The sequence below is a fragment of the Duganella sp. GW821-FHT07F09 genome (assembly GCF_059418705.1).
The window spans coordinates 155173-180101 of the sequence record NZ_JBWKQJ010000005.1 but is presented as its reverse complement, the minus strand read 5'-3'; the positions used below and the strand labels follow the sequence as shown (position 1 = coordinate 180101).

The 24929-nt window shown below is 65.5% G+C and carries 18 protein-coding genes; 10 read left to right on the top strand and 8 right to left on the bottom strand.

All coding sequences use genetic code 11. The annotated features are described in order from the left end of the window. Nucleotides 1-24: 24 nt before the first annotated feature. The gene (locus AC07P1_RS15200) at nucleotides 25-1191 is read left to right on the top strand and encodes an esterase-like activity of phytase family protein (RefSeq protein WP_494696609.1); all 1167 of its coding nucleotides are present in this window, start codon (nucleotides 25-27) and stop codon (nucleotides 1189-1191) included. Here AC07P1_RS15200 and AC07P1_RS15195 read toward each other — a convergent pair. From AC07P1_RS15195 to AC07P1_RS15180, 4 genes are all read right to left on the bottom strand, one after another. Next, on the bottom strand, nucleotides 1157-2737 hold the full coding sequence (locus AC07P1_RS15195) for a RecQ family ATP-dependent DNA helicase (protein WP_494696608.1): 1581 nt from the start codon (nucleotides 2735-2737) through the stop codon (nucleotides 1157-1159). The two genes, AC07P1_RS15200 and AC07P1_RS15195, sit on opposite strands and share 35 nt — an antisense overlap. Nucleotides 2738-2862: 125 nt before the next feature. Further along, nucleotides 2863-4275 carry a PA domain-containing protein gene (locus AC07P1_RS15190; protein ID WP_494696607.1) on the bottom strand — a complete coding sequence of 471 codons (1413 nt, stop codon included), beginning with the start codon at nucleotides 4273-4275 and terminating at the stop codon, nucleotides 2863-2865. Next, on the bottom strand, nucleotides 4265-4687 hold the full coding sequence (locus AC07P1_RS15185; RefSeq protein WP_494696606.1) for a post-PEP-CTERM-1 domain-containing protein: 423 nt from the start codon (nucleotides 4685-4687) through the stop codon (nucleotides 4265-4267). The genes AC07P1_RS15190 and AC07P1_RS15185 overlap by 11 nt, the downstream gene beginning before the upstream one ends. A 152-nt stretch (nucleotides 4688-4839) precedes the next feature. Beyond that, nucleotides 4840-5229 (bottom strand): OsmC family protein, encoded by a 390-nt coding sequence (locus AC07P1_RS15180; RefSeq protein ID WP_494696605.1) that lies wholly within the window; start codon nucleotides 5227-5229, stop codon nucleotides 4840-4842. 238 nt (nucleotides 5230-5467) lie between these two features. On the opposite strand from AC07P1_RS15180, the gene AC07P1_RS15175 reads away from it, so the two are divergent. Next, nucleotides 5468-7753, top strand: a complete 2286-nt coding sequence (locus AC07P1_RS15175; RefSeq protein ID WP_494696604.1) for a TonB-dependent receptor domain-containing protein — start codon at nucleotides 5468-5470, stop codon at nucleotides 7751-7753. An 89-nt stretch (nucleotides 7754-7842) separates the two neighbouring features. On the opposite strand, the gene AC07P1_RS15170 is transcribed toward AC07P1_RS15175, so the two are convergent. Further along, nucleotides 7843-9018, bottom strand: a complete 1176-nt coding sequence (locus AC07P1_RS15170; RefSeq protein ID WP_494696603.1) for a branched-chain amino acid ABC transporter substrate-binding protein — start codon at nucleotides 9016-9018, stop codon at nucleotides 7843-7845. A 123-nt stretch (nucleotides 9019-9141) separates the two neighbouring features. Between AC07P1_RS15170 and AC07P1_RS15165 the strand changes: the two genes are divergently transcribed. From AC07P1_RS15165 to AC07P1_RS15155, 3 genes are all read left to right on the top strand, one after another. Continuing rightward, a complete protein-coding gene (locus AC07P1_RS15165; RefSeq protein WP_494696602.1) occupies nucleotides 9142-10293 on the top strand; it encodes a pyridoxal phosphate-dependent aminotransferase in 1152 nt (383 codons plus the stop codon). A 6-nt stretch (nucleotides 10294-10299) separates the two neighbouring features. Next, nucleotides 10300-12504 (top strand): hybrid sensor histidine kinase/response regulator, encoded by a 2205-nt coding sequence (locus AC07P1_RS15160; protein WP_494696601.1) that lies wholly within the window; start codon nucleotides 10300-10302, stop codon nucleotides 12502-12504. Nucleotides 12505-12582: 78 nt separating this feature from the next. Then, complete coding sequence (locus AC07P1_RS15155) at nucleotides 12583-14745, top strand: TonB-dependent receptor (RefSeq protein ID WP_494696600.1); 2163 nt, start codon at nucleotides 12583-12585, stop codon at nucleotides 14743-14745. Here AC07P1_RS15155 and AC07P1_RS15150 read toward each other — a convergent pair. Beyond that, nucleotides 14723-15715: an NAD(P)/FAD-dependent oxidoreductase gene (locus tag AC07P1_RS15150; RefSeq protein WP_494696599.1), complete on the bottom strand. Its 993-nt coding sequence runs from the start codon at nucleotides 15713-15715 to the stop codon at nucleotides 14723-14725. The two genes, AC07P1_RS15155 and AC07P1_RS15150, sit on opposite strands and share 23 nt — an antisense overlap. Before the next feature lie 153 nt (nucleotides 15716-15868). On the opposite strand from AC07P1_RS15150, the gene AC07P1_RS15145 reads away from it, so the two are divergent. The 3 genes from AC07P1_RS15145 (at nucleotide 15869) to AC07P1_RS15135 (ending at nucleotide 18049) form a co-directional block, all read left to right on the top strand. Continuing rightward, the gene (locus AC07P1_RS15145) at nucleotides 15869-16834 is read left to right on the top strand and encodes a MerR family transcriptional regulator (protein ID WP_494696598.1); all 966 of its coding nucleotides are present in this window, start codon (nucleotides 15869-15871) and stop codon (nucleotides 16832-16834) included. A 64-nt stretch (nucleotides 16835-16898) separates the two neighbouring features. Beyond that, on the top strand, nucleotides 16899-17606 hold the full coding sequence (gene folE / locus AC07P1_RS15140) for a GTP cyclohydrolase I (RefSeq protein WP_090320107.1): 708 nt from the start codon (nucleotides 16899-16901) through the stop codon (nucleotides 17604-17606). A gap of 17 nt (nucleotides 17607-17623) precedes the next feature. Next, the gene (locus AC07P1_RS15135) at nucleotides 17624-18049 is read left to right on the top strand and encodes a BLUF domain-containing protein (protein WP_494696597.1); all 426 of its coding nucleotides are present in this window, start codon (nucleotides 17624-17626) and stop codon (nucleotides 18047-18049) included. A gap of 227 nt (nucleotides 18050-18276) precedes the next feature. On the opposite strand, the gene AC07P1_RS15130 is transcribed toward AC07P1_RS15135, so the two are convergent. After that, nucleotides 18277-18498 carry a TIGR02450 family Trp-rich protein gene (locus AC07P1_RS15130; RefSeq protein ID WP_494696853.1) on the bottom strand — a complete coding sequence of 74 codons (222 nt, stop codon included), beginning with the start codon at nucleotides 18496-18498 and terminating at the stop codon, nucleotides 18277-18279. Nucleotides 18499-18632: 134 nt separating this feature from the next. On the opposite strand from AC07P1_RS15130, the gene AC07P1_RS15125 reads away from it, so the two are divergent. Next, nucleotides 18633-20177: a cryptochrome/photolyase family protein gene (locus AC07P1_RS15125; RefSeq protein WP_494696596.1), complete on the top strand. Its 1545-nt coding sequence runs from the start codon at nucleotides 18633-18635 to the stop codon at nucleotides 20175-20177. A gap of 130 nt (nucleotides 20178-20307) precedes the next feature. On the opposite strand, the gene AC07P1_RS15120 is transcribed toward AC07P1_RS15125, so the two are convergent. Then, the gene (locus tag AC07P1_RS15120) at nucleotides 20308-22425 is read right to left on the bottom strand and encodes a LamG-like jellyroll fold domain-containing protein (protein WP_494696595.1); all 2118 of its coding nucleotides are present in this window, start codon (nucleotides 22423-22425) and stop codon (nucleotides 20308-20310) included. A 166-nt stretch (nucleotides 22426-22591) separates the two neighbouring features. Here AC07P1_RS15120 and AC07P1_RS15115 point away from each other — a divergent pair, with 166 nt between their 5' ends. Continuing rightward, nucleotides 22592-24886, top strand: a complete 2295-nt coding sequence (locus AC07P1_RS15115; protein WP_494696594.1) for a TonB-dependent receptor — start codon at nucleotides 22592-22594, stop codon at nucleotides 24884-24886. The last annotated feature ends 43 nt before the right edge of the window (nucleotides 24887-24929 follow it).

Here is a 24929-nt window from a genome sequence, read left to right as displayed (position 1 = left end):
GTTTGCTGCTCACGACAAGAGAATATGAAGGCTAAGAACTTATCGCACCGGACCGGCCGCAACCTCGCCGGCGCGCTCTCCCTGCTTCTGGCGCTGGGCGGCTGCGCCCAGCTGCCGGCGACCAAAACCACGCCGGACACCGTCTCGTCGATGCGGTTGATCGGCGAGCAACGGCTGCCTTGGCGCGTGCAGTTCCAGGGCACGATGGTGGGCGGCCTGTCCGGCATCGACTACGACGCCGCCCGTGGCGACTGGGTGATGATCTCCGACGACCGCTCCGAGCACAATCCGGCGCGCTACTACCGCGCGCGGTTCGCGTACGATGACAAATCGTTCAAGTCCGTCGAGTTGACCAGCGTCGTCACGCTGCTGCAGCCGGATGGCAAGGCCTATCCGTCGAAGGAAAACTTCAAGCGGCACGGCGGCGTGGTGCCCGATTTCGAGTCCGCCCGCGTCGACCCGCGCGACGGCAGCATCTGGTACACCAGCGAGGGCGACGTGCCCGCCGGCCTGCCGCCGTTCGTGCGCCACGCCAAAGCCGATGGCACATTCCTGTCGGAGCTGCCGTTGCCGGCGATGTTCGGCGTTCCCGCCGACGGCAAGGCCGGACCGCGCAACAACCAGAGCTTCGAGGGTTTGAGTTTTGCGCCGGACGGTAATTCGCTGTGGGTGTCGATGGAGGGACCGATGATCCAGGATGGCGCGCTGCCGGACCCGCGCACCGGCGCCGTCAACCGCATCACGCACTTCGGCCGCGACGGCAAGGTGCTCGGGCAATACGCCTACCCGCTCGATGCGATTCCCGCTTCGCCAGGCAAAGGCAAGTTCGCCGACAACGGCATCTCCGAGATCCTCGCCCTCAGCGGCACCCGGGTGTTGGTGATGGAGCGCTCCGGCGTGCAGGCCGACGACGGCACCTATCAGGATTTCGTCCGCATCTACGAAATCACCACCGACGGCGCCAGCGATATCCAGAACCTGGCGACGCTCAACGGCGCCGCCTACACGCTGCTGAAAAAACGCCTGGTGCTGGACGTGAACGAACTCAAGCTGCCAAGGGTGGACAACCTGGAAGGCATTTCCCTCGGCCCGGTGCTGCCGAACGGCCACGCCAGCCTGGTGCTGGTCTCGGACGACAATTTCGGCAAGGACCAGGTTACGCAGCTGCTGCTGTTTGAGCTGATCCCATAGCGTTCAGCCGCGCCGGGATCGGAGCGGACGGCAAAGCAGCGTCGGCGCCGGCCGCCAGCGGCGGCCCGCCGTCCTGTATCGACGGCGGCGACAGGCAGTTGTCGCACTTGCAGCACCGCTCGAAGCCCGGAGACAGGTCGCCGAAATAATCCAGCAGCAGCTTCCAGCGGCAGTAGCCGCTCTGCGCATACCCCACCATCTGCTCCAGCCCTTCGCGGTCGCGCTCATGCTTGTCGACGTAGACTTGCGCCATGCGCTCGAACTCCGCCATCTTGGGCGGACCTTTCGGCTGTTTGGTCAGCAGATAGGCCAGTTTGCTGTTCCGCTTCAGCAGCTTGCCGTCCTTGAGCATCTTCAGGCAGATCTTCAACTGGCTCGCGGGCAGCTGCTCCAGGCGCGGTTTCAGATCCGCGTCGGTGAAGGTCATCTGTTCCGACGCCACCGCCGCCTCGTACACCGCCCGCAGTTCCTCGGCCGACGGATAGTGTTTGATCAGGAAGAACTGCTGCAGGCGCTTGTCCGCGTGGTAGTACAACAGCGTGCACTCCGCGTCGAGGCCATCGCGGCCGGCGCGGCCGGACTCCTGATAGTAGGCCTCAAGGTTGGCGGGCACTTGCAGGTGGATGACGAAACGCGTGTCGCTCTTGTCGATGCCCATGCCGAAGGCGTTGGTCGCCACCATCACCCGGCGCTCCCCGCTCATGAACAGGTTCTGGTTTTCGCTGCGCTCGGCCGCCTTCAACTTGCCGTGATAAAGCGTCACGCTCTCGCCGGCGTTGCGCAGCATCTCGTGCATTTCCTCGGCCGCCTTGACGGTGGCGGCGTAGATGATGCCCACGCCGGCGGTCTCGCGCACCAGTTGCAGCGCCTGCGCGTCCTTTTCACCCGGATTGGTCACCTGGCGCACGCGGTAATGCAGATTGGGGCGGTAGATGCCGGTGTTGATGACCGCCATGCGCGGCCTGCCCAACTGGGCGCGGATATCGGCGATCACGCCGTCGGTGGCGGTCGCGGTCAGCGCCAGCACCAATGGGCGGCCCAGCGCATTGAGCGCGGCGCCGATCTCCAGATAGGCCGGACGGAAATCGTGGCCCCACTGGGAAATGCAGTGCGCCTCGTCGATGACCATCAGCGCGATCTCGGTATTCTTCAGCAGCGCCAGGAACTCCGGCGTCACCAGCCGCTCCGGCGTGCAGAAGACGATGTCCTTGTCGGCGCTTTCGATGCCTTCCAGCGCGGCCAGCTCGTCGCCGCGCGACAGGCTGCTGTTGATCTGCGCGGCGCTGGCGATGCCCGCCTCCTCCAGCTTCTCGGCCTGGTCCTTCATCAGCGAAATCAGCGGCGACACCACCACCGTCACGCCCTTCAGCAGGCGCGCCGGCAGCTGGTAGCACAACGACTTGCCGCTGCCGGTCGGCATGACGGCCAGTGTATCCTGGCCGGCCAGCACGCTGTCGATGACGTGGCGCTGGCCGTCGCGCAGCGCTTCGATGCCGAAGACCTTGCGCAGAAGGTCGTTGATTTGCTTGTTCTTGGGGGCTGCCATGGACGCTCTTTCTATTCAGCGGGACTGGGGAAAGAGTAGACAAGGACGCCACCTTGGTATGTACGCCAACGCACCGCCCGGGCGTGTTCGATCCTGCGGCGTGTTCGCGGGAACTTGGCGCCTGTCTACCAGCCTATATCCCTGAGCAAGGGATACGTCAGGTCGCGCGGCGGCTTGACCTCGTGCGACAGGTCGTCGTTGATAGACGGCTCCATCAACTGGTTGGGGATGGCGCTGATGTCGTAGTGCGACACGGACGATCCGGGCAGATTGGGATTGGTCGCGTACATCAGCACCCTGCCCGATGGATCGGCACCGGCGCGCACCGCCAGATTGACGCCGAGGTTGACGAACAGGCCAGAATTGGTCCGCGAGCGCGTGGCCAGCACCTGCTTCAGCACGGCGCCGTCCTCCAGCGAAATCCTCACCGCGGGAATGACGATGGACGGATCGTCGCCGGCCAGGTCGGGCGGCGGCGTGCCCGGGGCGTTGTCGACGATGATGGCGCCCACGGCCCCGGCGTCCTGCACATTCCCGACCTTCTCGGCGAACGTGCACGCGCCGCGGTCGATCAGCGCGATCTTGCCCCGGACGGCGCGGGCGTTAGGCGCCGACAACGGCGCGCACGCCAAGCCGGTGTCGGGCGGCGTATCGATGACCGGCATCACCTCGCCGGTGACGCCCGGACTGCCGAGCGGAGGGCCGAACTGGGCCACCCCGACCCGCCGGATGCCCGCCACCCGCGACGGCGACAGGATCGTCAACAGCGGCGTGCCTGGCCGCAACACGATCCGCGCCGCCTCGATGACGACGGGGCCGTTCCACACCAGCCGTCCGGCGCGCCTGGCCGACACGGCGCGCTCGGCGTCGGTCATATCCTTCCACAACTTGTTGGTCGCGGTATCCAGCAGGAAATAATCCCAGATGCTGGGGATGCCCGCCAGCAGCTCGCCGGTGGCGTCGTCGGTGTAGGTCTGGAAGCCCAGGCCGTGCGCGAACTCGTGCAGCAGCACGGCCACCAGATCCGTCAGCGGCCCGTGGTTGTTGTCCAGTCCCAGATAGAACGGCGAGCCGGTGAAGCAGCCGGGCTCGCCCAGATTGACGTTGAAGCGCGCGCGGATCTCGGGCAGGTCGGGATCGGCGTCGAAGCCGACCAGCTTGTTGGTCTCGGCCTCGCCGTACCAGGCGTTGGTCCGCGGCGCGCCGGGGAAGTTGGCGAACACCTGCAAGGCGCCGGCGGACCCGAGCACGGCGCCGGTGTCGTTGCAGGGCAAGGCCTCCCAGGTCGCCAGCACGCGGATCGGCACGCTGCTGTCGAGCGTCGCGCCCCAGATGCTTGCTGCCTTCTGGAAAGCGTTGATGCGCTGCGCGCCCAGGGTGGTGCCGGTGTTGCCGCCCACCGGCGCCACCGGCGTGGGGTCGTTGAAGCCGACGCCGGCCGGATCGCCGTTGACGATGGCGATGGTGGCGGCGGCCCAGCTGCCGGCCGAGCACAGCATGGCGAGCGCGCCGCAGAGGGCGATGAGTTTATTTTTCATGATGTTCTCCCGGCTTGCTGTCCGCTTCGCACGTCTCGGTGACCTTGCCGGCGGCATCCTTGCGCGCCAGGGCGTAGCGCTCGTGGCGCTGCTCGAGCATCACGGCGACGCCGCCGTGTGGCGGCCGGGTCGGCACGGGTTTGGAGGCGGCGCCGGTGGTGGCGGCGCCCGTGGGCGGCGCGGTCAGCGCGGCCGCCTGCTGGGCCGTCGGCCCGGTCAGCTTGCCGGTCGCCGGGTCCTTGTATCCCATCATGCCGGCGCGCGGCGACACCGCGCGGTCGCCCGGCGTCGGCTGCGCGACAACACTTACGTTGGGAAATTCCATGACGCCGTTGGCGGCGGGCGGCGAGGCGGTGGCGCTGCAACCGGCGGCCGCGCCAAGCAGTCCCGCCAGAAGTTTAGTCAGGTTCATATCAAGCCCTTTGGTAAGAACATCGAATCGAACAAAAACCATGGGTATGGTTCAACTTGCCTCAGTTAGACGAGGCACAGCTCGATTTGGTTCCACTTCAGGCTGACGGGATTTGCTGATCTAGTTCAAGACGGGATGGAGGGCCGGGGCCGTCAGGCGACGCTGGTATCGATGCGCACGCCGCTTTTCAGGGTCAGGGTCACCGGGGTCTTCTCGGCGATTTCCGCCATGCGGGCTTTTTGATCGGCGTCGAGCGCGCCGTGGAAAGTCAGCACGCGCTTGATCAGCAAGGCGCCGTCGGCGGCGGGCGCCAGGTGCAGCGCCACGTCGACCGCTTCCATCGGCCACTGCTTGCGATCGGCGTACATGCGCAAGGTGATCGCGGTGCACGAGGCGAGCCCGGCGAGGATGAAATCGTACGGCGCCGGCCCGGCGTTGGCGCCGCCGTTGCGCGGCGGCTCGTCGCCGGTCAGCGCGTGGCCGCCGACCTCGATCGATGTCTTATAAATATCCCTGCCGATGCGTGCGACGCCTTGTGCCATGGTCATTCTCCTTGCCGCCATTTTATCGCGCCCACCTTGCGCCAGCGACACGATTCGACTCCACCAAAAGACAGAGCGGGGGTTTTGGCGGGTACTCCGGGAAACAACGGTTTGCTTGTTTCCGCAAGCTTCATATTGGTAAAGATTTGTAAATGGCAATAATTGGCATGGGCCTTCTGTAAAATAGCAGGCTTCCAACGTCAAATAAGACGGCGCCGCCCGGCGGCCCGCCAGCCTCATGCAAAAGAAGCAAAAGAAACTCCTGTCCCAGTGCCTCACCGGCGGCTCGCTCGGCGTGCTGTTGGCCGCCCCGCTCGGCGCCCTGGCCCAAAACACTGTTGAAAAACCCGCCGCGAAGCCGAACTCGACCACCGCCACGCCCCCGAAGGAGACCGCCGTCGTGCCGTCCGTCACCGTCGCCGGCGAGCGCCCGACCAACCGCATCGACCGCCAGGTCTACGACGTCAAATCCGACGTCTCGAGCACCAACGGCACCGCCGCCGACGCGCTCAACAACGTGCCGTCGGTCGCCGTCGATCCGGATGGCACCGTCACCCTGCGCGGCAGCAGCAATGTACAGATCCTGGTCGATGGCAAACCGTCGGCCATGCTCCAGGGCGAGAACCGCGGCGCCGCGCTGCAGGCCATGGGCGCCGACGATATCGAGTCGGTCGAGGTCATCAACAACCCCGGCGCGCAGTTCGGCAACGAAGGCGGCGGCGGGCCCATCCTCAATCTGGTGATGCGCCGCAACCGCAAGCCGGGCGGCTTCGGCACCGTCAACGCCAACGCCGGCAAGGACGGCCGCTACAACAGCGCCGTCAACGGCAGCTACAACGAAGGCGCCTGGGGCTTCCAGGGCGGCCTCAACGTGCGCCACGACGGCCGCAATTCCACCGCCGAGGTCAGCCGCGACCGCCTCGACCGGTCCACCGGCGAGTTCGTCCACAGCAGCCAGTCGTCGGTCGGCAAGGGCCTCAACGACATGGTCGGCGCCAACGGCACCGTCAGCTACAATCTCAACCAGACGGACACGCTGACCGCCAGCGCCTCCTACAACGGCCGCACCAACGACCAGCGCGGCACCGACCGCTACATCAACGGCGCCACCTCGTTCAGCCCGGCCAGCGACTACGTGCGCTCGACCGCGCGCGAAGGCGACAGCCGCAACTACAGCTGGGGCGGCCGCTACGACCACAAAGGGGAGCTGCCGGGCGAATCGCTGAAGATCGACCTGCGCGTGTCCTCGTCGGACAACGAAAACGACAGCAACTACGCCAACGATTACGCCACCCCGGGCTTTGCCGATACGCGCGCCTTCCAGCACAGCGACACCACCATCAAGGTGGTCGACTTCACCGGCGACTACGAGCGTCCGCTGTGGGGCGGCTCGGCCAAAGCCGGCTACAAGGCGGCCAGCACCAAGAGCACCTTCGACACCTTGTACACCGATATCGATCCGCTGACTTCCGTCGCCATCGTCAATCCGGCGCGCACCAACCGCTTCGAAGTCGACGAGACGGTGCTGGCGTTGTACGGCTCCTACCAGATGCGCCTGAGCGAGAACTGGGGCGCGCTGGCCGGCCTGCGCACCGAGTACACCGACATGGACATGCGCCAGATCACCAGCGGAACCGAGGACAAGAACAGCTACGTCAACTTCATTCCCAGCCTGTTCGCGACCTATAAAGTCAACGACACGGCCAATATGCGCTTCGCCTATGCCCGCCGCATCCGCCGCCCGGGCGCCAACGACCTCAATCCCTATCAGGTCTACCGCGATGAATTCAACGTCTCGGCCGGCAATCCGCAGCTGATGCCGACCAAGACCGATTCGTTCGAAGTGGGCTACGAGACCAAGGTCGCCGGCCTGGAGACCAACCTGCGCGCCTACTACCGCGAGGATTCGGACGCCATCGTCGACTACCGCTACTTCATCGCCAACAACGTGCTGCTGACCACCAAGCAAAACGGCGAAGGCAGCCACTCGAGCGGTCTGGAATTCACCGTCAGCGGCAAGCTGCTGCCCAATTTGACGATCAACACCAGCGGCAACCTGGCGCGCAGCCAGCAGCGGTCGCAGGACGACACCGGCGCGTATAGCACGCGCACCGCCAATTCGCTGAGCGGCCGGCTGCGGTTGAACTACCAATACAGCGCCGCCACGCAGATGCAGATGGCGCTGCAGATGATGGGCAAGACCTTGTCGGGCCAGGGTTACCGCTCGCCGAACCGCACGCTCAATCTGAGCGCGCGCCACGCGCTGACGTCGCAACTGAGCCTGGTGGCCAACGTCACCGATGTGCTGGACAAGAACAAGATGGAGACCGTCATCAACAGCAGCACCTTGCGCGAGACCAGCACGAGGCGGTTCGATGGACGGGTGTTTTATGTGGGATTGTCGTACCGTTTCGGCGGCGCCGGCGGCACATCGTCGGAGCGCGAAGGCGGCGGCTTCGGTCCGCGCATGGGGCCTGGCGGGCCAGGCGGGCCAGGACCAGGCGGCGGTCCACCGGGCGCTTGATATGTTCTAAAACACGTAGGGCGGATTAGGCGGAACGCCGTAATCCGCCCTACGTGTCTCCGAGGTCATTCAAGTGACCCCGTACCGATTTACTTCACCACCGCCAGCTTCTCCCGCGTCGCATTCTTGAACGTGTAGATGGTCAGCACGCCATCCTTCACATCGCCACGCGCATCGAACGAAATATTGCCGGTCACTCCCTTGTACTGGATCTTCGCCAGCTCCGGCAGATACCTGGCCGGATCGGGCGAACCCGCCTTGCGCATCGCCGCCACCATCGTCATCAGCGCGTCATAGGTGTACGGCGCGTACGTCTGCACGTCGATTCCGTACCGCTTCTTGTACGCCAGGCGGAAATCGGCCATGCCCTTTTCCTGCGACGGCTCCACCCCGCCCGCCTCCGCGCAGATCACCTGCCCGTCGCTCATGGCGTTACCCGCCAGGCGCGGCACCGAGTCCGAACACATGCCGTCGCCGCCCATGAATTTGATCGGGATCGCCAACTGCTTCATCTGGCGCAGCATCGGGCCGGCCACGGCGTCCATGCCGCCGAAGAAAATCATATCCGGCTTGGTCGCCTTGACCGCCGTCAGGATGGCGCTGAAGTCGGTGGCCTTGTCGTTGGTGAACTGGGTCGACACGATGCTCGACCCGGACGCCGCCCCGCCGCGCTTGACGTTCTTGACGAATTCATCGACCAGGCCTTTGCCGTAGGCGGTGCGGTCATCGATGACGGCGATGCGCTTGGCCTTCACCTGCTGCATCGCGTAGCGGGCCAGCGCGGCGCCCAGCTGCTCGTCGTTGGCGACATTGCGGAAGGTGGTGTTGTAGCGCTGGCGCGTGTACTGCGGGTTGCTGGCCGACGGCGATATCTGCGGGATGCCGGCGTCGTAGTAAATCCGCGAGGCCGGAATCGAGGTTCCGGACGTCTCGTGCCCGATCACGCCCTGCACCCTGGCGTCCACCAGTTTCTGCGCGGCGGCCGTGGCCTGCTTCGGATCGGCGGCGTCGTCCTCCGCCTGCAGCACGATCTTGTATTTTTTGCCGCCGATGACCACGCCCTTGGCGTTGAGCTCATCGACCGCCATGCGGGCGCCGTTTTCGTTGTCCTTGCCCAGGTGGGCGATGGGGCCGGAAGTGGCCGCCACATGACCAATCTTGATGGTGTCTTCGGCCTGCGCGTCGGTGGCGCCGGCGGCCAGAACCAGCGCCACGGCGCCGGCGATCGTCGTCCTTACTACAGTTGCTTTTGTTGGGAACTTCATACAATCCTCGTTGGTTAACTTGGCAAGGATACCATCCGACACCAGACTCTGCATTGCGTGCGTTGCTGCTGGTATAACTGAAGTAAAATAATTAATCGAAACATTTGCCTTAGGGATATCAATATGGCAATTTCCCAACGCATCGCGCGTTCAAAGCCTTTGGCCACCACGGCCATGCACGGCCGCGTCGACGCTATGAAGGCGCGCGGCGAGGACGTGATCGATTTTTCCATCGCCATCTCCCATTTCCAGGCGCCCGAGGCGGTGCTCGAAGCGACGCGCGCGGGCCTGCGCCAGCCGTCGCTGGCCTACACCGCCGTCGTCGGCGACGCGGCGATCCGCGCCCGGCTCGCCGCCAGGATCGTCAAGGAAAATGGCATCGACGCCACCCCGGCCGACATCCTCGTCACCAACGGCGCCAAGCAGGCGCTGTATCAGGCTTTATATGTCATGGCCGATCCTGGCGACCGCGTGATCATCTTCAAGCCGCACTGGCCGGCCTATGTGGCGACCAGCAAACTGCTTGGACTTGAACCGGTGCTGGTCGACCTGCCCGTCGTAATCACCGCCGAACTGATGGACAGCCTGCCGCCGGCCAAGGTCCTGATCATCAACAACCCGCACAACCCGACCGGCGCCGTGCTCACGGCCGGCGAAATCGGCTGCATCGGCGCCTGGCTCAAACGCACCGGCACCCACGCCATCGTCGACGAGAGCTACGAGAAGCTGATTTTCGACGGCGCCCATATCAGCCTGGCCTCGCGCCCGGACTGGCGCGAGATCGGCGTCGTCACACTGTTTTCGGCCTCGCAAAGCTATGCCATGATGGGCTGGCGCGCCGGCTTCGCGGTGGCGCCGGCCAGCCTCGTGTCGGCGATGGAAACGCTGCAAGGCCCGATCACCGCCGCCGCGCCGATGCTGATCCAACTGGCGCTGGCCGCCGCCTTCGAATCGGGCGAACCGCGCGCGATGCTGGCCGACTACCGCGCCCGCCGCGATCTGGTGCTCGACCTGACCGCCGGCCTGCCGTGGCTGACGATGCGATGCCCGGCCTCCGGGCCATATCTGTGGGCCGACGTCTCGCCGCTGACGATGGACACCAACGCGCTGTCCGAGCGGCTGCTGGCCGAGCGCTCGGTGGCGGTGATGCCGGGCGAGGCGCTGGGCGTGCCCGGTTACATCCGCATCGGCTATATCTCGGACGACGTGGCCACGCTGCGGCGCGGCGTCAAGGCCATCGTCGACTTCGGCAACGCACTGTACCGCGCCCGCTGACCCGCTGTGGCCTTTCTCCTTTTCCAACTCAATAGCCTGCGCAGCCGGCTGATTTTACTGGTGGCGCTGGCGATCGCGCCGATCGCGGTGATGACCATCGTCAGCGGCGTGCGCGAACGCGAACACGCCATCCGCGTGGCCGAGGAAAACCTGCAGCAGCTGACCAACCTGGCCGCCGCCAACGAGGCGCAATCGATCGAAAGCGCGCGCCAGATCCTGCGCGACCTGGCCAGCGTGCCCGATCTGATGGGCGACCAGGCCCATTGCAGCGGCCTGCTGGCCAACATCCACAAGCAGAATCCGGACTACGCCAACTTCGGCCTGATCCAGCTGAACGGCGATGTCACCTGCACCGCCGTCCCGTCCAAGACCATGGTCAATCTGGGCGACCGCACGCATTTCCGCCGCGCCGTTCACTTGCGCCGGTTTGTCGCCGGCGGCTACGTCTTCGGCCGGGTGATCCAGAAGCACACCGTCAACCTCACCTATCCGCTGCTCGACGAGGGCCAGCAGGTGCAGGCCGTGTTGTTCGCCGCGCTGGACCTGACCAAGCTCGATCGCTTCGTCGCCGACATCCAGCTGCCGCCCGGCTCCCTGCTGATGACCGCCGATTCCGAAGGCAACATCATCGCCCGCAAGCCGCACCCCGAGCAGTGGTACGGCAAACAGGTGTGGCCGGAGATGCGCGCGGCCATGGCCGGCGAGCCCGGAAAACCCGTGCTGCTGACCGGCCCGGACGGCGTCGAACGGCTGCACCGCTTCGCCCGGGTTGGCAACAACGGACTGTCCGACTACACCGTCACGATCGGCATTCCCGCCGACGACATCACCGCCGTCGCCCGCCGCGACCAGAAACTCGACCTGCTGGCGTTGGCGGCCACCCTGATCCTGGCGCTGCTGGCCGCATGGTTCGTCGGCGACGTGCTGGTGCTGCGCCGGGTCAAGCGGCTCGCCACCACCGCCAACAGCATCGCGTCAGGCACGCTGGGCGCGCGCAGCGGCATCACCTACGGCAACGAGGAGATCAGCGAACTGGCGCGCGCGCTCGACGCCATGGCGGCCGCGCTGCAGGAAAAAGAGCGGCAGCACCTGCTGGCCGAGACCCAGCTGCGCCAGGCCGACCAGCGCAAGGACGAATTCCTGGCGATGCTGGCGCACGAACTGCGTAATCCGCTGGCGCCGATCAGCGCCGGGGCCCAGCTGCTCCAGAGCGGCAACGCCAGCCCGCAGGCGGTAGAACGCACCGCCGGCATCATCGTGCGCCAGGTCACGCACATGACGCGGCTGGTCGACGACCTGCTCGACGTCTCGCGCGTGACGCGCGGCCTGGTGACGTTGACGCGGGTGCCGCTGAACGTGGCCGACGTCGTCGCCGCCGCGATCGAACAGGCCGACCCGATGATGCGCGCCAAGCAGCACCGCTTCGACCTGGTGCTGCCCGAGACCCCGTTGCAGGTGATGGGCGACCATAAACGACTGGTGCAGGTGCTGGTCAATGTGCTCAACAACGCGGCCAAATACACGCCGGCCGGCGGCGCTATCCGATTGCTGGTACGCGCCGAGGCGGGCGAAGTCAAGATGGTCATCAGCGACAACGGCATCGGCATGTCGGACGAATTGCGTGGCCGCGTGTTCGAACTGTTCGCGCAGGCCGACCGCAATTCCGACCGTTCGCAAGGCGGCCTGGGACTGGGACTGGCGCTGGTCAAGACGCTGGTGGAACTGCATGGTGGCACGGTGGTGGTCGACAGCGGCGGCGACCAGAAAGGCAGCACCTTCACCATCAGGCTGCCCGGCACGGCGGGCGCGCAGGCGCCGGTGGCGGCCAAGCCGGTGGCCGCGCCGCAAACCAAGCTGCGCGTGCTGGTGGTCGACGATAACATCGACGCCGCGCAGACCTTGCAGCTGTTGCTGGAAACCGTCGGCCACGAGGTCTTCCTGGCCCATACCGCGCACGCGGGGTTGGAGATCGCGCAGGCCGTCGCGCCGCAACTGTGCCTGCTCGACATCGGTCTGCCTGACCTCAGCGGCAACGACCTGGCGCGCGGGCTGCGCAAGCTGCCGCAGACCACCAACGCCACGCTGGTGGCGGTGACCGGGTACGGACGCCGCGAGGACCGCGAGCTGGCCAGGGACGCGGGCTTCGATCATTATTTCGTCAAGCCGGTCGATGTCGATGGTTTGCTGGCGGTGATCGCGACGCTGAAGTAAGCCTATTCCTTTAGGGAGACTGTACAAACACGCCCATCCAAATGATAATTACTCTCATTCTCATTTGCCATGGTCATCATGATTCGTCTTCCCGCGCGCAAGCGTCTCGCCGTCGCCGTCCTCACCGCCCTCCACTGCCTGCCCTCGCAGGCCCAAACTGAAACGGAACTGCAAACAGTCGTCATCAGCGCCAGCGCCGACGCCTCGGCCGCCGGCCTGTCGAAGGCCTTCGCCGGCGGGCAGGTCGCCAGGGGTGGGCGCGTTGGCCTGCTCGGCAACATGGACAACATGGACACGCCGTTCAACAGCACCAACTACACGCAGCAGTTCATCCAGGACCAGCAGGCGCGCAGCGTGGCCGACGTGCTGCAAAGCGATCCCTCGGTGCGGGTGGCGCGCGGTTTCGGCAATTACCAGGAGATGTACATCATTCGCGGCTTTCCGGTCGCTTCGGACGACCTGGCCTACAACGGCTTGTACGGCGTGCTGCCGCGCCAGTACATCGCGGCCGAACTGCTGGAACGCGTGGAAGTGTTCAGGGGCGCCAACACCTTCCTCAACGGCGCTTCGCCGTCCGGCGGTGGCATCGGCGGCGCCATCAACCTGCTGCCCAAGCGGGCGCCCAACGTGCCGCTGACCGAAATCAGCGCCGGCCTGCAATCGGGCGGGCAAACCCACCTGGCGGCCGACATCGCGCGCCGCTTCGGCGACGACAACCGCGCCGGCCTGCGTTTCAACGCCGTGCAGCGCAAAGGCGGCACCGCCATCGACGACGAACACCGCGAGCTGCGACTGGCCGCGCTGGGGGCCGACTATCGCGGACGCGGCTTCCGGCTGTCGGCGGATCTGGGTTGGCAGGACAGCAAGCTAAGCAACGCCCGGCCGGCCGTCAACGTCGCCGCCGGACTGCCCATTCCAGCGGCGCCGGACGGCAGCGCCAACTACGGCCAGCCTTGGGACTACTCCAGCGAGCGCGATGTCTTCGGCACCCTGCGCGGCGAGTGGGATGTCGCCAGGGACGTGGTGGCGTGGGCCTCGTTCGGCGGACGGCGCGGCCATGAACTCAATCGGCTGGCCAGCACCCTGAACCTGACCTCGAGTTCAGGCGCCGGCAACCTGCGCCGCTTCGACAACGCCCGCGAAGACCATATCCACACCGGCGAACTGGGATTGCGCGCCGCGCTGCGCACCGGCCCCGTAAGCCACAAGCTGGCGGTGACGGCGACCGGCTTCGATCTGGACTCGCGCAACGCCTACGCCACATCGGCCTACCAGGCGACGTCGCTGTACAACCCGGCGGTGATGGCCCTGCCGGTCTTCACCACCTTCGGCAACGCGCTGTCCGATCCCCGCACCACCAACAAGGTCAAGCTGGCCAGCGGCGCGGCGGCCGACAGCATGGGCTTCCTCGACGACAGAGTGCTGCTGACGGTCGGCGTGCGCCATCAAAGAATCAGGCAGACCGGCTACGCCTACAACACGGGTAAACAGAACGCCGATTACAGCGAGAGCGCCAACACGCCGATCGCGGCGCTGGTGTACAAGGCGTCGAAACAGGTGTCGTTGTACGCGAACTATATCGAGAGTCTGCAGCAAGGCGCGGTGGCCGGATCCACCGCCGTCAACGTCGGCCAGATTTTCGCGCCGTACAAATCGCGCCAGAAGGAAGTGGGCGCGAAGTACGACGGCGGCCGCTTCGGCGCCAATGTCGCGCTGTTCACCACCACCCAGCCGCAGGGCGTGCTGAACCCGGCAAGCAGGGTATTCGGCATCGACGGCGAGCAGCGCAACCGTGGCGCGGAATTCTCGGCCTTCGGCGAGCCGCTGCGCGGACTGCGCGTGTTGGGCGGCGTGACCCTGCTCGACGCCACACAGGAGCGCACTGCCGGTGGTGCGACCGATGGCAAGGACGTCATCGGCGTGCCCAAGTCGCAGGTCAATATCGGCGTCGATTGGGATGTGCCGGGCATGCCGGGCCTGAGCCTGTCGGCGCGCGCGCTGCACACGGCGTCGCAGGCGGTCAACGCGGCCAACACCCAGGAACTGCCGTCGTGGAACCGGCTCGACGCCAGCGCGCGCTTCCAGCTCGATCTGGATGGCCGAACCTACACGCTGCGCGTGCGCGTCGACAACCTGACCGACAAGAGCTACTGGGCCTCGGCCGGCGGCTCGCAGGGCACCGGTTATCTGGTACTGGGGGCGCCGCGCAGTTTCGCGCTCACGGCAAGCACGGAGTTCTAGCCAACACCTTGGCGGCCAGCGCCAGGCCACTCAGCCAAGCGTCCTCCACCCGGCCGCCGCCCAGCCAGTCGCCGCACAGGCCTACCTGCACCGCCGGCAGCCACACGGCCTGCCGCGAGGACCCCGTGCCGGCCTTGGCGTAACGCCAGCGGTGCGCGGTGACACCTAGCGGCGCGGGTCCGCCAAGCTTCGCGAAGGCGTCCAGCAGCAGCGCAGTCACAACCGCCTCGTCATCCTCGATGTGGGCGGCGCTCCACTCCGCGCTGGCCTGCAGCACCCACACCTCGCTACCGGCACGGCCGGGTTTTGAACTGTCGCGCGCGATCCAGCGCAGCGGCCCGTCTTTGATGAAGGCCGCGTCGTAGCCCGGCTTGTATGGCAGCGCGAGACGCAGCATCAAGGTCCAGCTGGGCAGCATGGCGACGGCGTTCGACTGCATCGCCGTCAATGGCAGCAAGGGCTCCAGCAGCACGGCCGCCTGCGGCGCCGGCACCGCGAGCACCAGCGCGTCGTAACGCTCGGCGTGCAAGCCCTGCTCCTTCGAATGCAGGCGCCATCCTTCCGCCTCATGGCGCATATCATCGATGGTGACGCCGCTGTGCACCTGCAGGCCGCCGGCGAGCCACGCGGCCGGAGCGCTCATGCGCGGCATGCCGACAAAGCGCACGACACCGTCCGGCTCGGCCTTGCCGCCGCCGATGACGGCGATCCTGGGCTCCCACGGCGCGGCCACGCCGGCCGCCTCCCAGCGCGCGACCTCCTCGCGAAAGGCGTTGTCCCGCACAGTGAAGTATTGGGCGCCGTGGTCGCACTGCCAGCCGTCGGCGCGCCGGGTGCTCATGCGGCCGCCGGGACCGCGCGCCTTCTCGAACAGCGTGACGCGGCAACCCGCGTTCTGCAAATGCCGTCCGCACGACAGCCCGGCCAACCCGGCCCCGACCACCGCCACATTAAGACGTGTTTCAGGCATGGCGATGAGTCCCTTCGAGATAAAGTCCAAAGTATAAAGAGAACAATGCGGCGGCAGAAGGCTTGGCTGGCTTTCGGCGGTTCAATTTCGGGTCATACGACGCCATGACCCGCAAACTGCTAGAATGCGAAAAATAGATGAATGAGGAACAACATGTCGAAAGCCGAACCAAAACCAGAATCGAAGCCCACCGGCTATCGCAGCGGCGTGGCCGCGCGCCTCGCGGGCCTGCCGGTGGAAACGCTGCGCGTGTGGGAGCGCCGCTACGGCGTCTCCGATGTCGACCGCTCGCCGCACGGCCAGCGCCTGTACTCGGCCGACCAGGTCCGCCGGCTTGGCCTCCTGAAGCGCGTGGTCGACCAGGGACACGCGATCGGCACCGTGGCCCGGCTGGCGGCCGATGAATTGATCGCGCTGGCCGGCGCCGCGCCCTCGCCATCCATTCCCGGCGCCGCCACGCAGACGCTGAAGATCGCCGTCGCCGGCGCCGCGCTGGCGCGCCGCCTTGGCGCCATCCGCACCTCGCCCGAACTCGACATCGTCGCCAGCTGCTTCCAGCTCGAAGGCGCGGCCGAGGCCATGGCGGGGGTGTCGGCCGACGTGCTGCTGATCGAATCGTCCGAGATGAGCGCCGACGCGCTGCCGCAAATCCAGGCCGCGCGCCGCGCGATGCAGGTACGCACCGTGGTGGTGCTGTACCGCTTCTGCGACAGCGCCACCGTGCGCCGCCTGCGCGAACATGGCTGCCTGGTGGCGCGCGCGCCGTCGGACGCCGCCGAAGTGGCGGTGTTATGCAGCACGGCGCTGACCGGCGCGGCGCGTCCGCCGCCAGGTCCGGCCACGGCGCCGCAGCCGCGCCGACTCGACGACCAGGCGCTGGCGGCGCTGTCGTCGGCCTCTTCCAGCATCAATTGCGAGTGTCCGCGTCATCTGGCGGATATACTGATGATGCTGGCGAGCTTCGAGCGCTACAGCTACCAGTGCCAAAATCGCAACGCCAGCGACGCCGCGCTGCACGAGGACCTGGGCCGCAGCGCCGGCCACGCGCGCGTGATGATGGAGCAGGCGCTGGAACGACTGGCGTACGCCGAAGGCCTGCCCCTGCCCGACAGGCAGTAGCAGGGAGTAGCCCCACCGCACCCGCAGTTGTACTCATTATTTGAATTTCTGATTGGACTACCGCATGACCACCGAGCAGCTTCCGGCATATCGCCCTGCCACCACCACCGCCTCCGAGCGCATCCGCGCGCGCCTGATCGCCAGCAACACGCGCTTTCATGCCAACGACAATATCGCCGCCTACATCGAACCCGGTGAGCTGGACCAGCTGCTGGACGAAGTCAGCGGCCATATGCAGAAGGTGCTGGAGAGCCTGGTCATCGACACCGTCAGCGACCATAACACGCAGGACACGGCACGCCGCGTCGCCAAGATGTACATGAACGAGGTGTTCGGCGGCCGCTACGTCGACATGCCGCCGGTGACCGAATTCCCCAACGCCGCCAACCTGAACGAGTTGATGATCATCGGCCCGATCACGGTGCGCAGCGCCTGCTCGCACCATCTGTGCCCGGTGATCGGCAAGGTCTGGATCGGCGTGATGCCGAACCAGCACTCGAATCTGATCGGCCTGTCCAAGTATGCGCGCCTGGCCAGCTGGATCATGAGCCGGCCGCAGATCCAGGAAGAGGCGGTGGTTCAATTGGCCGATCTGCTGCAGGAGAAAATGCAGCCTGACGGCCTGGCCGTTATCATGGAGGCGGACCACTTTTGCATGCAGTGGCGCGGCGTCAAGGACATGGATGCGCGCATGATCAATAGCGTCATGCACGGCTCCTTCCTCAAGGACCCGGCCCTGCGGCGCGAATTCCTGTCGCTGATCAAACGCTGATATCACGGAGAATACGAATGCTCGTCCGACTTTTGTACGCCAGCCGCGCGGCCGCCGACACCCAAACGGGCGCGGTCACGGCCATCATGCAGCACTCGCATGCCTACAATCCCAAACACGGCATCACCGGCGTGCTATGCCACAGCGAGCGCGCCTACCTGCAGGTGATCGAGGGCGGGCGCGACCAGGTCAACCGCCTGTACGGGAAGATTTTGCGCGACACGCGCCATACCGACGTGGTGCTTTTGCACTACGAGGAAATCTGCGAACGCCGCTACTCCGGCTGGACCATGGGGCAGACCAATTTGAACAAGCTCAACCCGGGCACGTTGCTGCGCTACTCGGCGACGGCGGAGTTCGACCCGCACTCGCTGTCGGGGAAAAGCTCGCTGGCGTTGATCGATGAGCTGATGGCGGCGGCGGCGGTGCTGGGCCGCGCTTAAAGGGCGGCCTGCGGCCCATGCTCACTGCGGAAACACGTAGGGCGGATTAGCGCAGCGTAATCGGCCATCGGCGAGCCGCCGACGGCGCATCGCTGGCCGATTACGGCGTTCCGCCTCTTAAGGCCTACCGGCAGGTAGGCCGCCTCCTTCGGTGGGCCCCCGGGGCGGATTGGCGGGCCTCGCCCGCTAATCCGCCCTACGTGTTTTAGAACTGTTCGCCATTCAACTTAACACCAGCCCTGGCGCCAATTGGCGCCATCGGCCAGCACCCGCCACGGCATTGTTTGCCGGCGGCGCGAATATACCGCCTCCAGCACAATCTCTTCCACCGCCCCGCCCTCCTGCGCCGGCTCGACCAGCTCCACCACCATGAAATGCTTTTCCTTGTTGCGCGGCGTGACCGCCGTCCACTTGCTCAGTCTGAGTTTTTGAGGACTCAAGCGCCGCATCGGCGCCGGCTTTGTTGTCACCGCATCCATCATCACCCTCGTCAAAACTGGTTGAACCGCCATTGAACCATTTTTGCGGCCGGATCGCAATGCGCACGCTGGACGGAGGATTTTTCTTCCTCTAAGGTGTCCGCATGAACCGCACCAGCAAACCCACACTCAAGCTCATCCTGGGCGATCAACTCAACTGCCAGCACAGCTGGTTCGCCGAAACGCGCAATGACGTGGTCTTTGTCATGATGGAAGTGCGTCAGGAAACCGACTACGTGCTGCACCACGCACAAAAGATCATCGCCATCTTCGCGGCCATGCGCGATCTGGCGCGACGGCTGCGGGAAGACGGCCACCGCGTCCACTACCTGGCCATCGACGATCCGGACAACCGTCAATCCCTCCCCGCCAACCTCGATCGCCTGATCGCGCACTACGACGCCGCGGCCTTCCGCTGGCAAGCGCCGGACGAGTACCGGCTGGACCGCCAGTTGACCGACTACGCCGCCGGCCTGTCCATCCCATCGTCGATGGACGACACCGAGCATTTCTACACCGACCGCGACGAGGCGGCAGCGCTGTTCGAAGGCCACGACAACTGGCTGATGGAGCGCTTCTATCGCCACATGCGCCTGCGCCACGAGGTGCTGGTGTCGGAGACCGGCAAGCCAGCCGGCGGCCAGTGGAACTTCGACCACGACAACCGCGAAGCCTGGAAAGGCATGCCATGGGAGCCGGGGGATCCGCGCGGCCGCCACGACCACAGCGAACTATGGAACACGATACAAGCATCCGGAGCCAGCAGCTTCGGCCAGCCGAACGCCGACGATTTCGGCTGGCCGCTGAATCGGGACGAGGCGCTGGAACAGCTCGATCGCTTCGTCAAACACGCCCTGCCGCATTTCGGCCAGTTCCAGGACGCGATGAGCTTCAAGGCTTGGCGCCTGTTCCATTCGCTGCTGTCGTTCGCGATGAACAGCAAGATGCTCGATCCGCGCACCGTGGTCGGGCGGGTCGAGGCTGCGTGGCGGGACGGCGCAGTGCCGCTGGCGTCGGCCGAGGGCTATATACGTCAGATACTGGGCTGGCGAGAATACGTGCGCGGTGTTTACTGGCACCGCATGCCCGGCTACGACCAGCTCAACGCCTTTAATCATACGACGCCGCTGCCGCACTGGTTCTGGTCGGGCGAGACGCGCATGCGCTGCATGGCGGCCGCGATCGGCCAGTCGCTGGAGCATGCGCATAGCCACCATATCAACCGGTTGATGGTGATCGGGAATTTCTCGCTGTTGGCGGGGCTGTCGCCATACGAACTGCATCAGTGGTACCTGGGCGTTTACATCGACGCCTTCGAGTGGGTGGAATTGCCGAATACTTTGGGCATGAGTCAGTATGCCGACGGCGGTTTGCTGGCTACCAAGCCGTATGTATCGAGCGCGGCGTACATAGATCGCATGAGCGACTATTGCAAGGGCTGTCACTACGATAAGAAGGCGCGTGTTGGCGACAGGGCTTGTCCCTACAACGCGATGTACTGGGATTTTTTCGAGCGTAATCGGGATTCGCTGGGAAAGAACCACCGGCTTAACATGGTGTATCAGCAGATCAAGCGCATGGACGCGCCGGCGCTGAAGGCGTTGCGCGCACAGGCCGCGCACACGCGCGCCACATTGGCGGATTTGTGAGAAAACACGTAGGGCGGATTAGGCGGAACGCCGTAATCCGCCATTTATGAGCCGCCGACGGCGCGTGCATGGCGGATTACGCTTCGCTAATCCGCCCTACGTGGTTTAGAACATCATTTAGTTTACCTAATCAACGCCGCGCGGTCAGCCACTGCGCGGCCGGCAGCGCCGCAGCCGCCACCCTCACCTCGCCGATGTTGCCGAAGAAGCCGTCGGCGCGCGCCCCATCCCACGAGCCGCCGCCCACCACCCATTGCGACGTCGCCGACAACGTCGCCAGGCCGACCACGTTGCTGCTGTTGCGCAGCACCGGCGCGCCTTCCACGTACATCACCGTGTCGTGCGTGACCGGGTCGTTGACGATGGCGATGTGCACCCACGTGCCGGCGATGATCTCGCCCGACCAGCTGGCCAGGCCGCCACGCGCGCCCACCACGTCCGGCACCACTTCCCACTGCACCTCGCGCAGGCTGGAGATGGCGAACAGCAGCGGCGGCGATTCCGGATCGCCGCCGTCGAAGCCGGCCAGGTCGCCGCGTTTGCCGTCGCGCGTCATGATATTCATCCACGCGTGCTTGGACTTGTCCCACGCCTGGTTGATCTTGACGAAGGCTTCGATCGTGTAACCGGTCTTGGCGAAGGTTTGGGCGTTGATCGCGGCCGCCGGGTCGGTGACGAAATAACTCAGGCGCGGCGTGTTCTTGTCGGTGTTGATGAAGCTGACCGAACCCGGCGCCGACGACAGGCGGTGACGGTCGCTGCTCCAGACGATATCGCCCGCTTCGGCGCCGACGATGCCGCCCTTGTTGAGCGCGTCTCGCGTCAGCGGATTGGCGCCGGTGACGTCGGCGATGCGCGTGCCCGGGGCCACCGCCGCGCCCTCGGCGCCGCCGTAGAAGCGCCAGTGCGCCACGGTCGATGCCACTTTCGGATAATCGTCCGCGTCCTTCGGCGCGACCGGTACGACAACCGCCGGTTCCGTGTAGCCCTTGAGGACCAGCGCCTTGGCCTGGTCGACCAGCGACGACGCCACCGTCGCCTTGCCGGTGCCGAAGGTGGCGTTGAAGCGCGCGAAGCGCTTGGCGAAGTTGATGTTGATGGTGAACGCCTCGTTCGGCTCGGTGAGCACGGCGCGGTCGAAGGCGTTGAGCGTGTCGGCCGGCTTCATCGGCACCCACGGCGAGAACGACAGCACCTTGATCTGGTTGTTGGTCAGGTCGAATTCGTACAGGCGCATCAAACCGTTGCCGCCCTGGTAGTCCATCTGGTAGTCGACCACCATTTCCTCGACCGCATTGCCGAAGTTGTTGGTCTTGGTCAGACGCGCGGCGCCGTGATGATGGCCGTTCAGGGTCATGAAGATCTGATCGTTGTCGCGGATCAGTTTTTCCCACAGCATCTTTCCGTAGTCGGTCTCCAGCGGGCTGAGCGCGTCGGCCGCGATGTTGAGCAACTGGTGGTTGACCAGGATCACCGGCAAGGTCGGATTGTCGGCCATGACCTTGCGCGCCCAGGCGATGCCGGCGTCGGAAATGCGCCACGACAGCGACAGCACCATGAACTTTTGTTCCTGCGCGGTGAAGATGTGGTACTCGTGGAAGCCGGTGCTGTCGCGCCCGCCAAAAGTGGCCTGGCGCTGCGCGCGGCGGGTGCCGAACCATTGCAGGTACGGCTCGTTGGCCAGTACGCGCTGGGTGTCGGTGCCCTTGGTCTGGTCGCCGGCGTAGTCCAGGTCGTTCACGACGTCGTGGTTGCCGGCCAGGATGGAGTACGGCACTTTGTTCACTTCCAGCACTTGCATGGCGCTATCGGCCACCTTCCACTGCTCCGGCTTGCCGACCTGGTCGACCACGTCGCCCAGGTGGATCAGGAACGGGATGTTCAGCGCGGCGGCGTTGCGCGCCACCCAGTTGGTCTGCGCGGCGAACGGCTCGTTGCCGTAGTGGCGCTGGTATTGATTGCTTTCAGACGAAGTCGCGTAGCGCGAATAGAACTGCGTGTCCGGCAAAACGGCCAGGGCGAAGCTGGAGATCAGCGTGCTCGGCGGAACGACAACGGGGGTGGTGCCACCGCCGTTGCCGGTGTTGCCGACCTCGCCATTGCCGCCGCCGCAACCCGCCAGCAAGCCGCCGACGGACAGGCCCGACGCCGAGGCCAACCCCATTTTCAGCAAGGTGCGGCGCTGCGGCCTTGGTGCGACGCCCGATTTGGTGGTGACCGGGGATTTACTGTTGCCTTGTTCGCTCATGTGACTCGTGCTCAAGAAATAGTGGAGCGCCAAGTCTATTTCTGAAGCGTGACGTGTTCATGACAACATGCAAGTCACCTATCCAATCCAGTCATCCGATTGAGCAATTTCGCGTCTTTCACACTGATATATTAGAACATCAGAACATAATAAATCAGGAGATGACATGAAATCAGCTGCATACCCGGCGGCGTTGCCGCTGCTAAAACCCATCGCCCGGGCAGTCGCGACGGCGGTCTTCAGCACGTGCTGCCCTCTGCCGGCGCTGGCGCAGACGGCCCCGGCGCAAGCCGAAACGGGCTTGCAAAGCGTAGTGGTCACCGCGCAAAAACGCCCCCAGTCGATGCAGGACGTGCCGGTCGCGGTCAACACGGTCGACGCGCGCGCCATCGAAAACCAGCAAATCGTCGACTTCAGCGACCTGACCCGGGTCGCGCCGTCGATGACCTTGAATCAGAATCCGAACAACAGCACCATCGCGCTGCGCGGCATCGGCACCTTCGCCTACAGCATCGGCATCGAGTCGGCGGTGTCCGTCATCGTCGACGACGTACCCGTCATCCAGCAGGCACAGGCGTTCTCCAACCTGAGCGATATCGAGCGCATCGAGGTGCTGCGGGGGCCGCAGGGCACGCTGTTCGGCAAAAACTCGTCGGCCGGCGTCATCAACGTCGTCACCAAGCCGTCGGCCGAGCTACTCGAGGGGCACGGGCAGATCGCCGTCACCAGCGACCACGAGCGGCGGATCGACGCCGGCGTCTCCGGTCCACTGGGCGAGCGCCTCGGCTTCCGCCTGAACGCCTACACGGCGCAGCGCGACGGCGAGATCCGCAACCTGACCCACGGTACCGACCTCAACGGCGACCGCGCCAAGGGGATGCGCGCGCGGCTGGACTTCAAGGGCGCGGACGGACTGGAAGGCAAACTCATCGCCGACTACAACACCCGCCGGGTCGAGGGGCCGGTGACCACGCTGCGCGCGGTGCCTCCGGGCGCCAGCCAGCAGAACGTGGCGCCGCTGGCCCCGGCCCTTTCCGGTGTGACGCCGGGACCGGAGAACCGCGATGTGCGCATGGACGACCCAGGCTACGCGGACAACCGCAACGCCAGCGTCAGCGGCACGCTGAGCTGGAAGCGCGACCTGCACACCTTGACCTCGGTGACCACGTGGCAGGACTGGAAATATGAATTCCTCGCCGACTACGATGGCAGCGAAACCGATCTGGTTGGCGCGCTCACGCGCGGCGCCAGCCACGGCGGCGTCACGCAAGGCGGGCCCTACCGCTCGAAGATGCTGACGCAGGAGCTACGCCTCACGTCCAACGGCGACGGCCGCTTCAACTATCTCGGCGGCTTGTACTTCTCCGATTCGGACAACGACCGCGCCTTCACCCGCGCGCCGACCTTGTCGCCGGCGCGCTGGGAGGCCAACGCCGGCAACCGCACGCTGGCCGCCTTCACGCAGGCCGACTACAAGCTCACGCCGTCCACGCGGCTCAACGCCGGCTTGCGCTACAACCGCGAAACCATCGACGTCGACTTCACCAACCGCATACCGGCCACGCCGACGCGCTTCACCGGCAAGAACACCGACAGCGTCGTCACCGGCAAGCTGGCGCTGCAACACGACGTGGCCAGGAACGTGATGGTGTATGGCTCCTACGCCACCGGCTACAAGGGCGCGGGCTACGACATCTCCACCGGCTTCGACCAATCGCGGGTACGGCTGCCGGTCGCGCCGGAAACGTCGAAGGCTTACGAGATCGGCCTGAAAAGCCGCTTCCTGCAAAACCGGCTGCAAGTCAACGCCACCGCCTTCCACACCGATTACGACGATTTCCAGGCACAGTCCAACCGCATCGATCCGGTCACCAACCTGACGCAAAACGCCGTCATGAACGTCGGCGCGCTGCGCACGCGCGGCGTGGAACTGGAACTGGCCGGCAAGCCGATCAACACGCTGCTGCTGGAAGGCTCGCTCGCCTGGGTCGACGCCATCGTCAAGGAATTCGCGCTGGCGAACTGCTATCCGGGCCAGACGCTGGCCGAGGGCTGCCGGCAAATGGGCACCGCGTCGGTGCAGGACCTTGCCGGCAAACGCTTGGCCAACGCGCCGAAGCTCAAGATCGGGCTCGGCGCGACCTACAACTTCCCGCTGTTCGACAGTTACAACGGCGTCGCCAACCTCAACTACCAGCACCAGTCGGCGGTCAACTTCGACCTGGGCAACAATCCACTGACGGTGCAGAAAAGCTATGGCGTCGTCAACGGCAGCATCGCGCTGAACGACGCCGCGCGCGGCTTCAAGGTCACCTTGTATGTCAACAACCTGTTCGACAAAAGCTATGCGACCTTCATCGGCGACAACTTCAACTTTTATCGGGGCGCGCACGTGATGACGCAAACACTGCCGCGCAACTCGCAGCGCTACTTGGGGCTGCGCGTGAAGTACGAATTTTGAGCTTATTCGGTCGAGGCGGTTAAATTCACTCAACCTCCTCCAA

Excerpts from the sequence above, each read along its gene's own strand:
- AC07P1_RS15200 (WP_494696609.1), top strand. The coding sequence starts at position 25 with ATGAAGGCTAAGAACTTATCGCACCGGACCGGCCGCAACCTCGCCGGC.
- AC07P1_RS15185 (WP_494696606.1), bottom strand. The coding sequence starts at position 4,687 with ATGAACCTGACTAAACTTCTGGCGGGACTGCTTGGCGCGGCCGCCGGT.
- AC07P1_RS15190 (WP_494696607.1), bottom strand. The coding sequence starts at position 4,275 with ATGAAAAATAAACTCATCGCCCTCTGCGGCGCGCTCGCCATGCTGTGC.
- AC07P1_RS15120 (WP_494696595.1), bottom strand. The coding sequence starts at position 22,425 with ATGAGCGAACAAGGCAACAGTAAATCCCCGGTCACCACCAAATCGGGC.
- AC07P1_RS15170 (WP_494696603.1), bottom strand. The coding sequence starts at position 9,018 with ATGAAGTTCCCAACAAAAGCAACTGTAGTAAGGACGACGATCGCCGGC.
- AC07P1_RS15135 (WP_494696597.1), top strand. The coding sequence starts at position 17,624 with ATGCTCGTCCGACTTTTGTACGCCAGCCGCGCGGCCGCCGACACCCAA.
- AC07P1_RS15115 (WP_494696594.1), top strand. The coding sequence starts at position 22,592 with ATGAAATCAGCTGCATACCCGGCGGCGTTGCCGCTGCTAAAACCCATC.
- AC07P1_RS15150 (WP_494696599.1), bottom strand. The coding sequence starts at position 15,715 with ATGCCTGAAACACGTCTTAATGTGGCGGTGGTCGGGGCCGGGTTGGCC.
- AC07P1_RS15125 (WP_494696596.1), top strand. The coding sequence starts at position 18,633 with ATGAACCGCACCAGCAAACCCACACTCAAGCTCATCCTGGGCGATCAA.
- AC07P1_RS15130 (WP_494696853.1), bottom strand. The coding sequence starts at position 18,498 with ATGCGGCGCTTGAGTCCTCAAAAACTCAGACTGAGCAAGTGGACGGCG.
- AC07P1_RS15165 (WP_494696602.1), top strand. The coding sequence starts at position 9,142 with ATGGCAATTTCCCAACGCATCGCGCGTTCAAAGCCTTTGGCCACCACG.
- AC07P1_RS15145 (WP_494696598.1), top strand. The coding sequence starts at position 15,869 with ATGTCGAAAGCCGAACCAAAACCAGAATCGAAGCCCACCGGCTATCGC.
- folE (WP_090320107.1), top strand. The coding sequence starts at position 16,899 with ATGACCACCGAGCAGCTTCCGGCATATCGCCCTGCCACCACCACCGCC.
- AC07P1_RS15155 (WP_494696600.1), top strand. The coding sequence starts at position 12,583 with ATGATTCGTCTTCCCGCGCGCAAGCGTCTCGCCGTCGCCGTCCTCACC.
- AC07P1_RS15195 (WP_494696608.1), bottom strand. The coding sequence starts at position 2,737 with ATGGCAGCCCCCAAGAACAAGCAAATCAACGACCTTCTGCGCAAGGTC.
- AC07P1_RS15180 (WP_494696605.1), bottom strand. The coding sequence starts at position 5,229 with ATGGCACAAGGCGTCGCACGCATCGGCAGGGATATTTATAAGACATCG.
- AC07P1_RS15175 (WP_494696604.1), top strand. The coding sequence starts at position 5,468 with ATGCAAAAGAAGCAAAAGAAACTCCTGTCCCAGTGCCTCACCGGCGGC.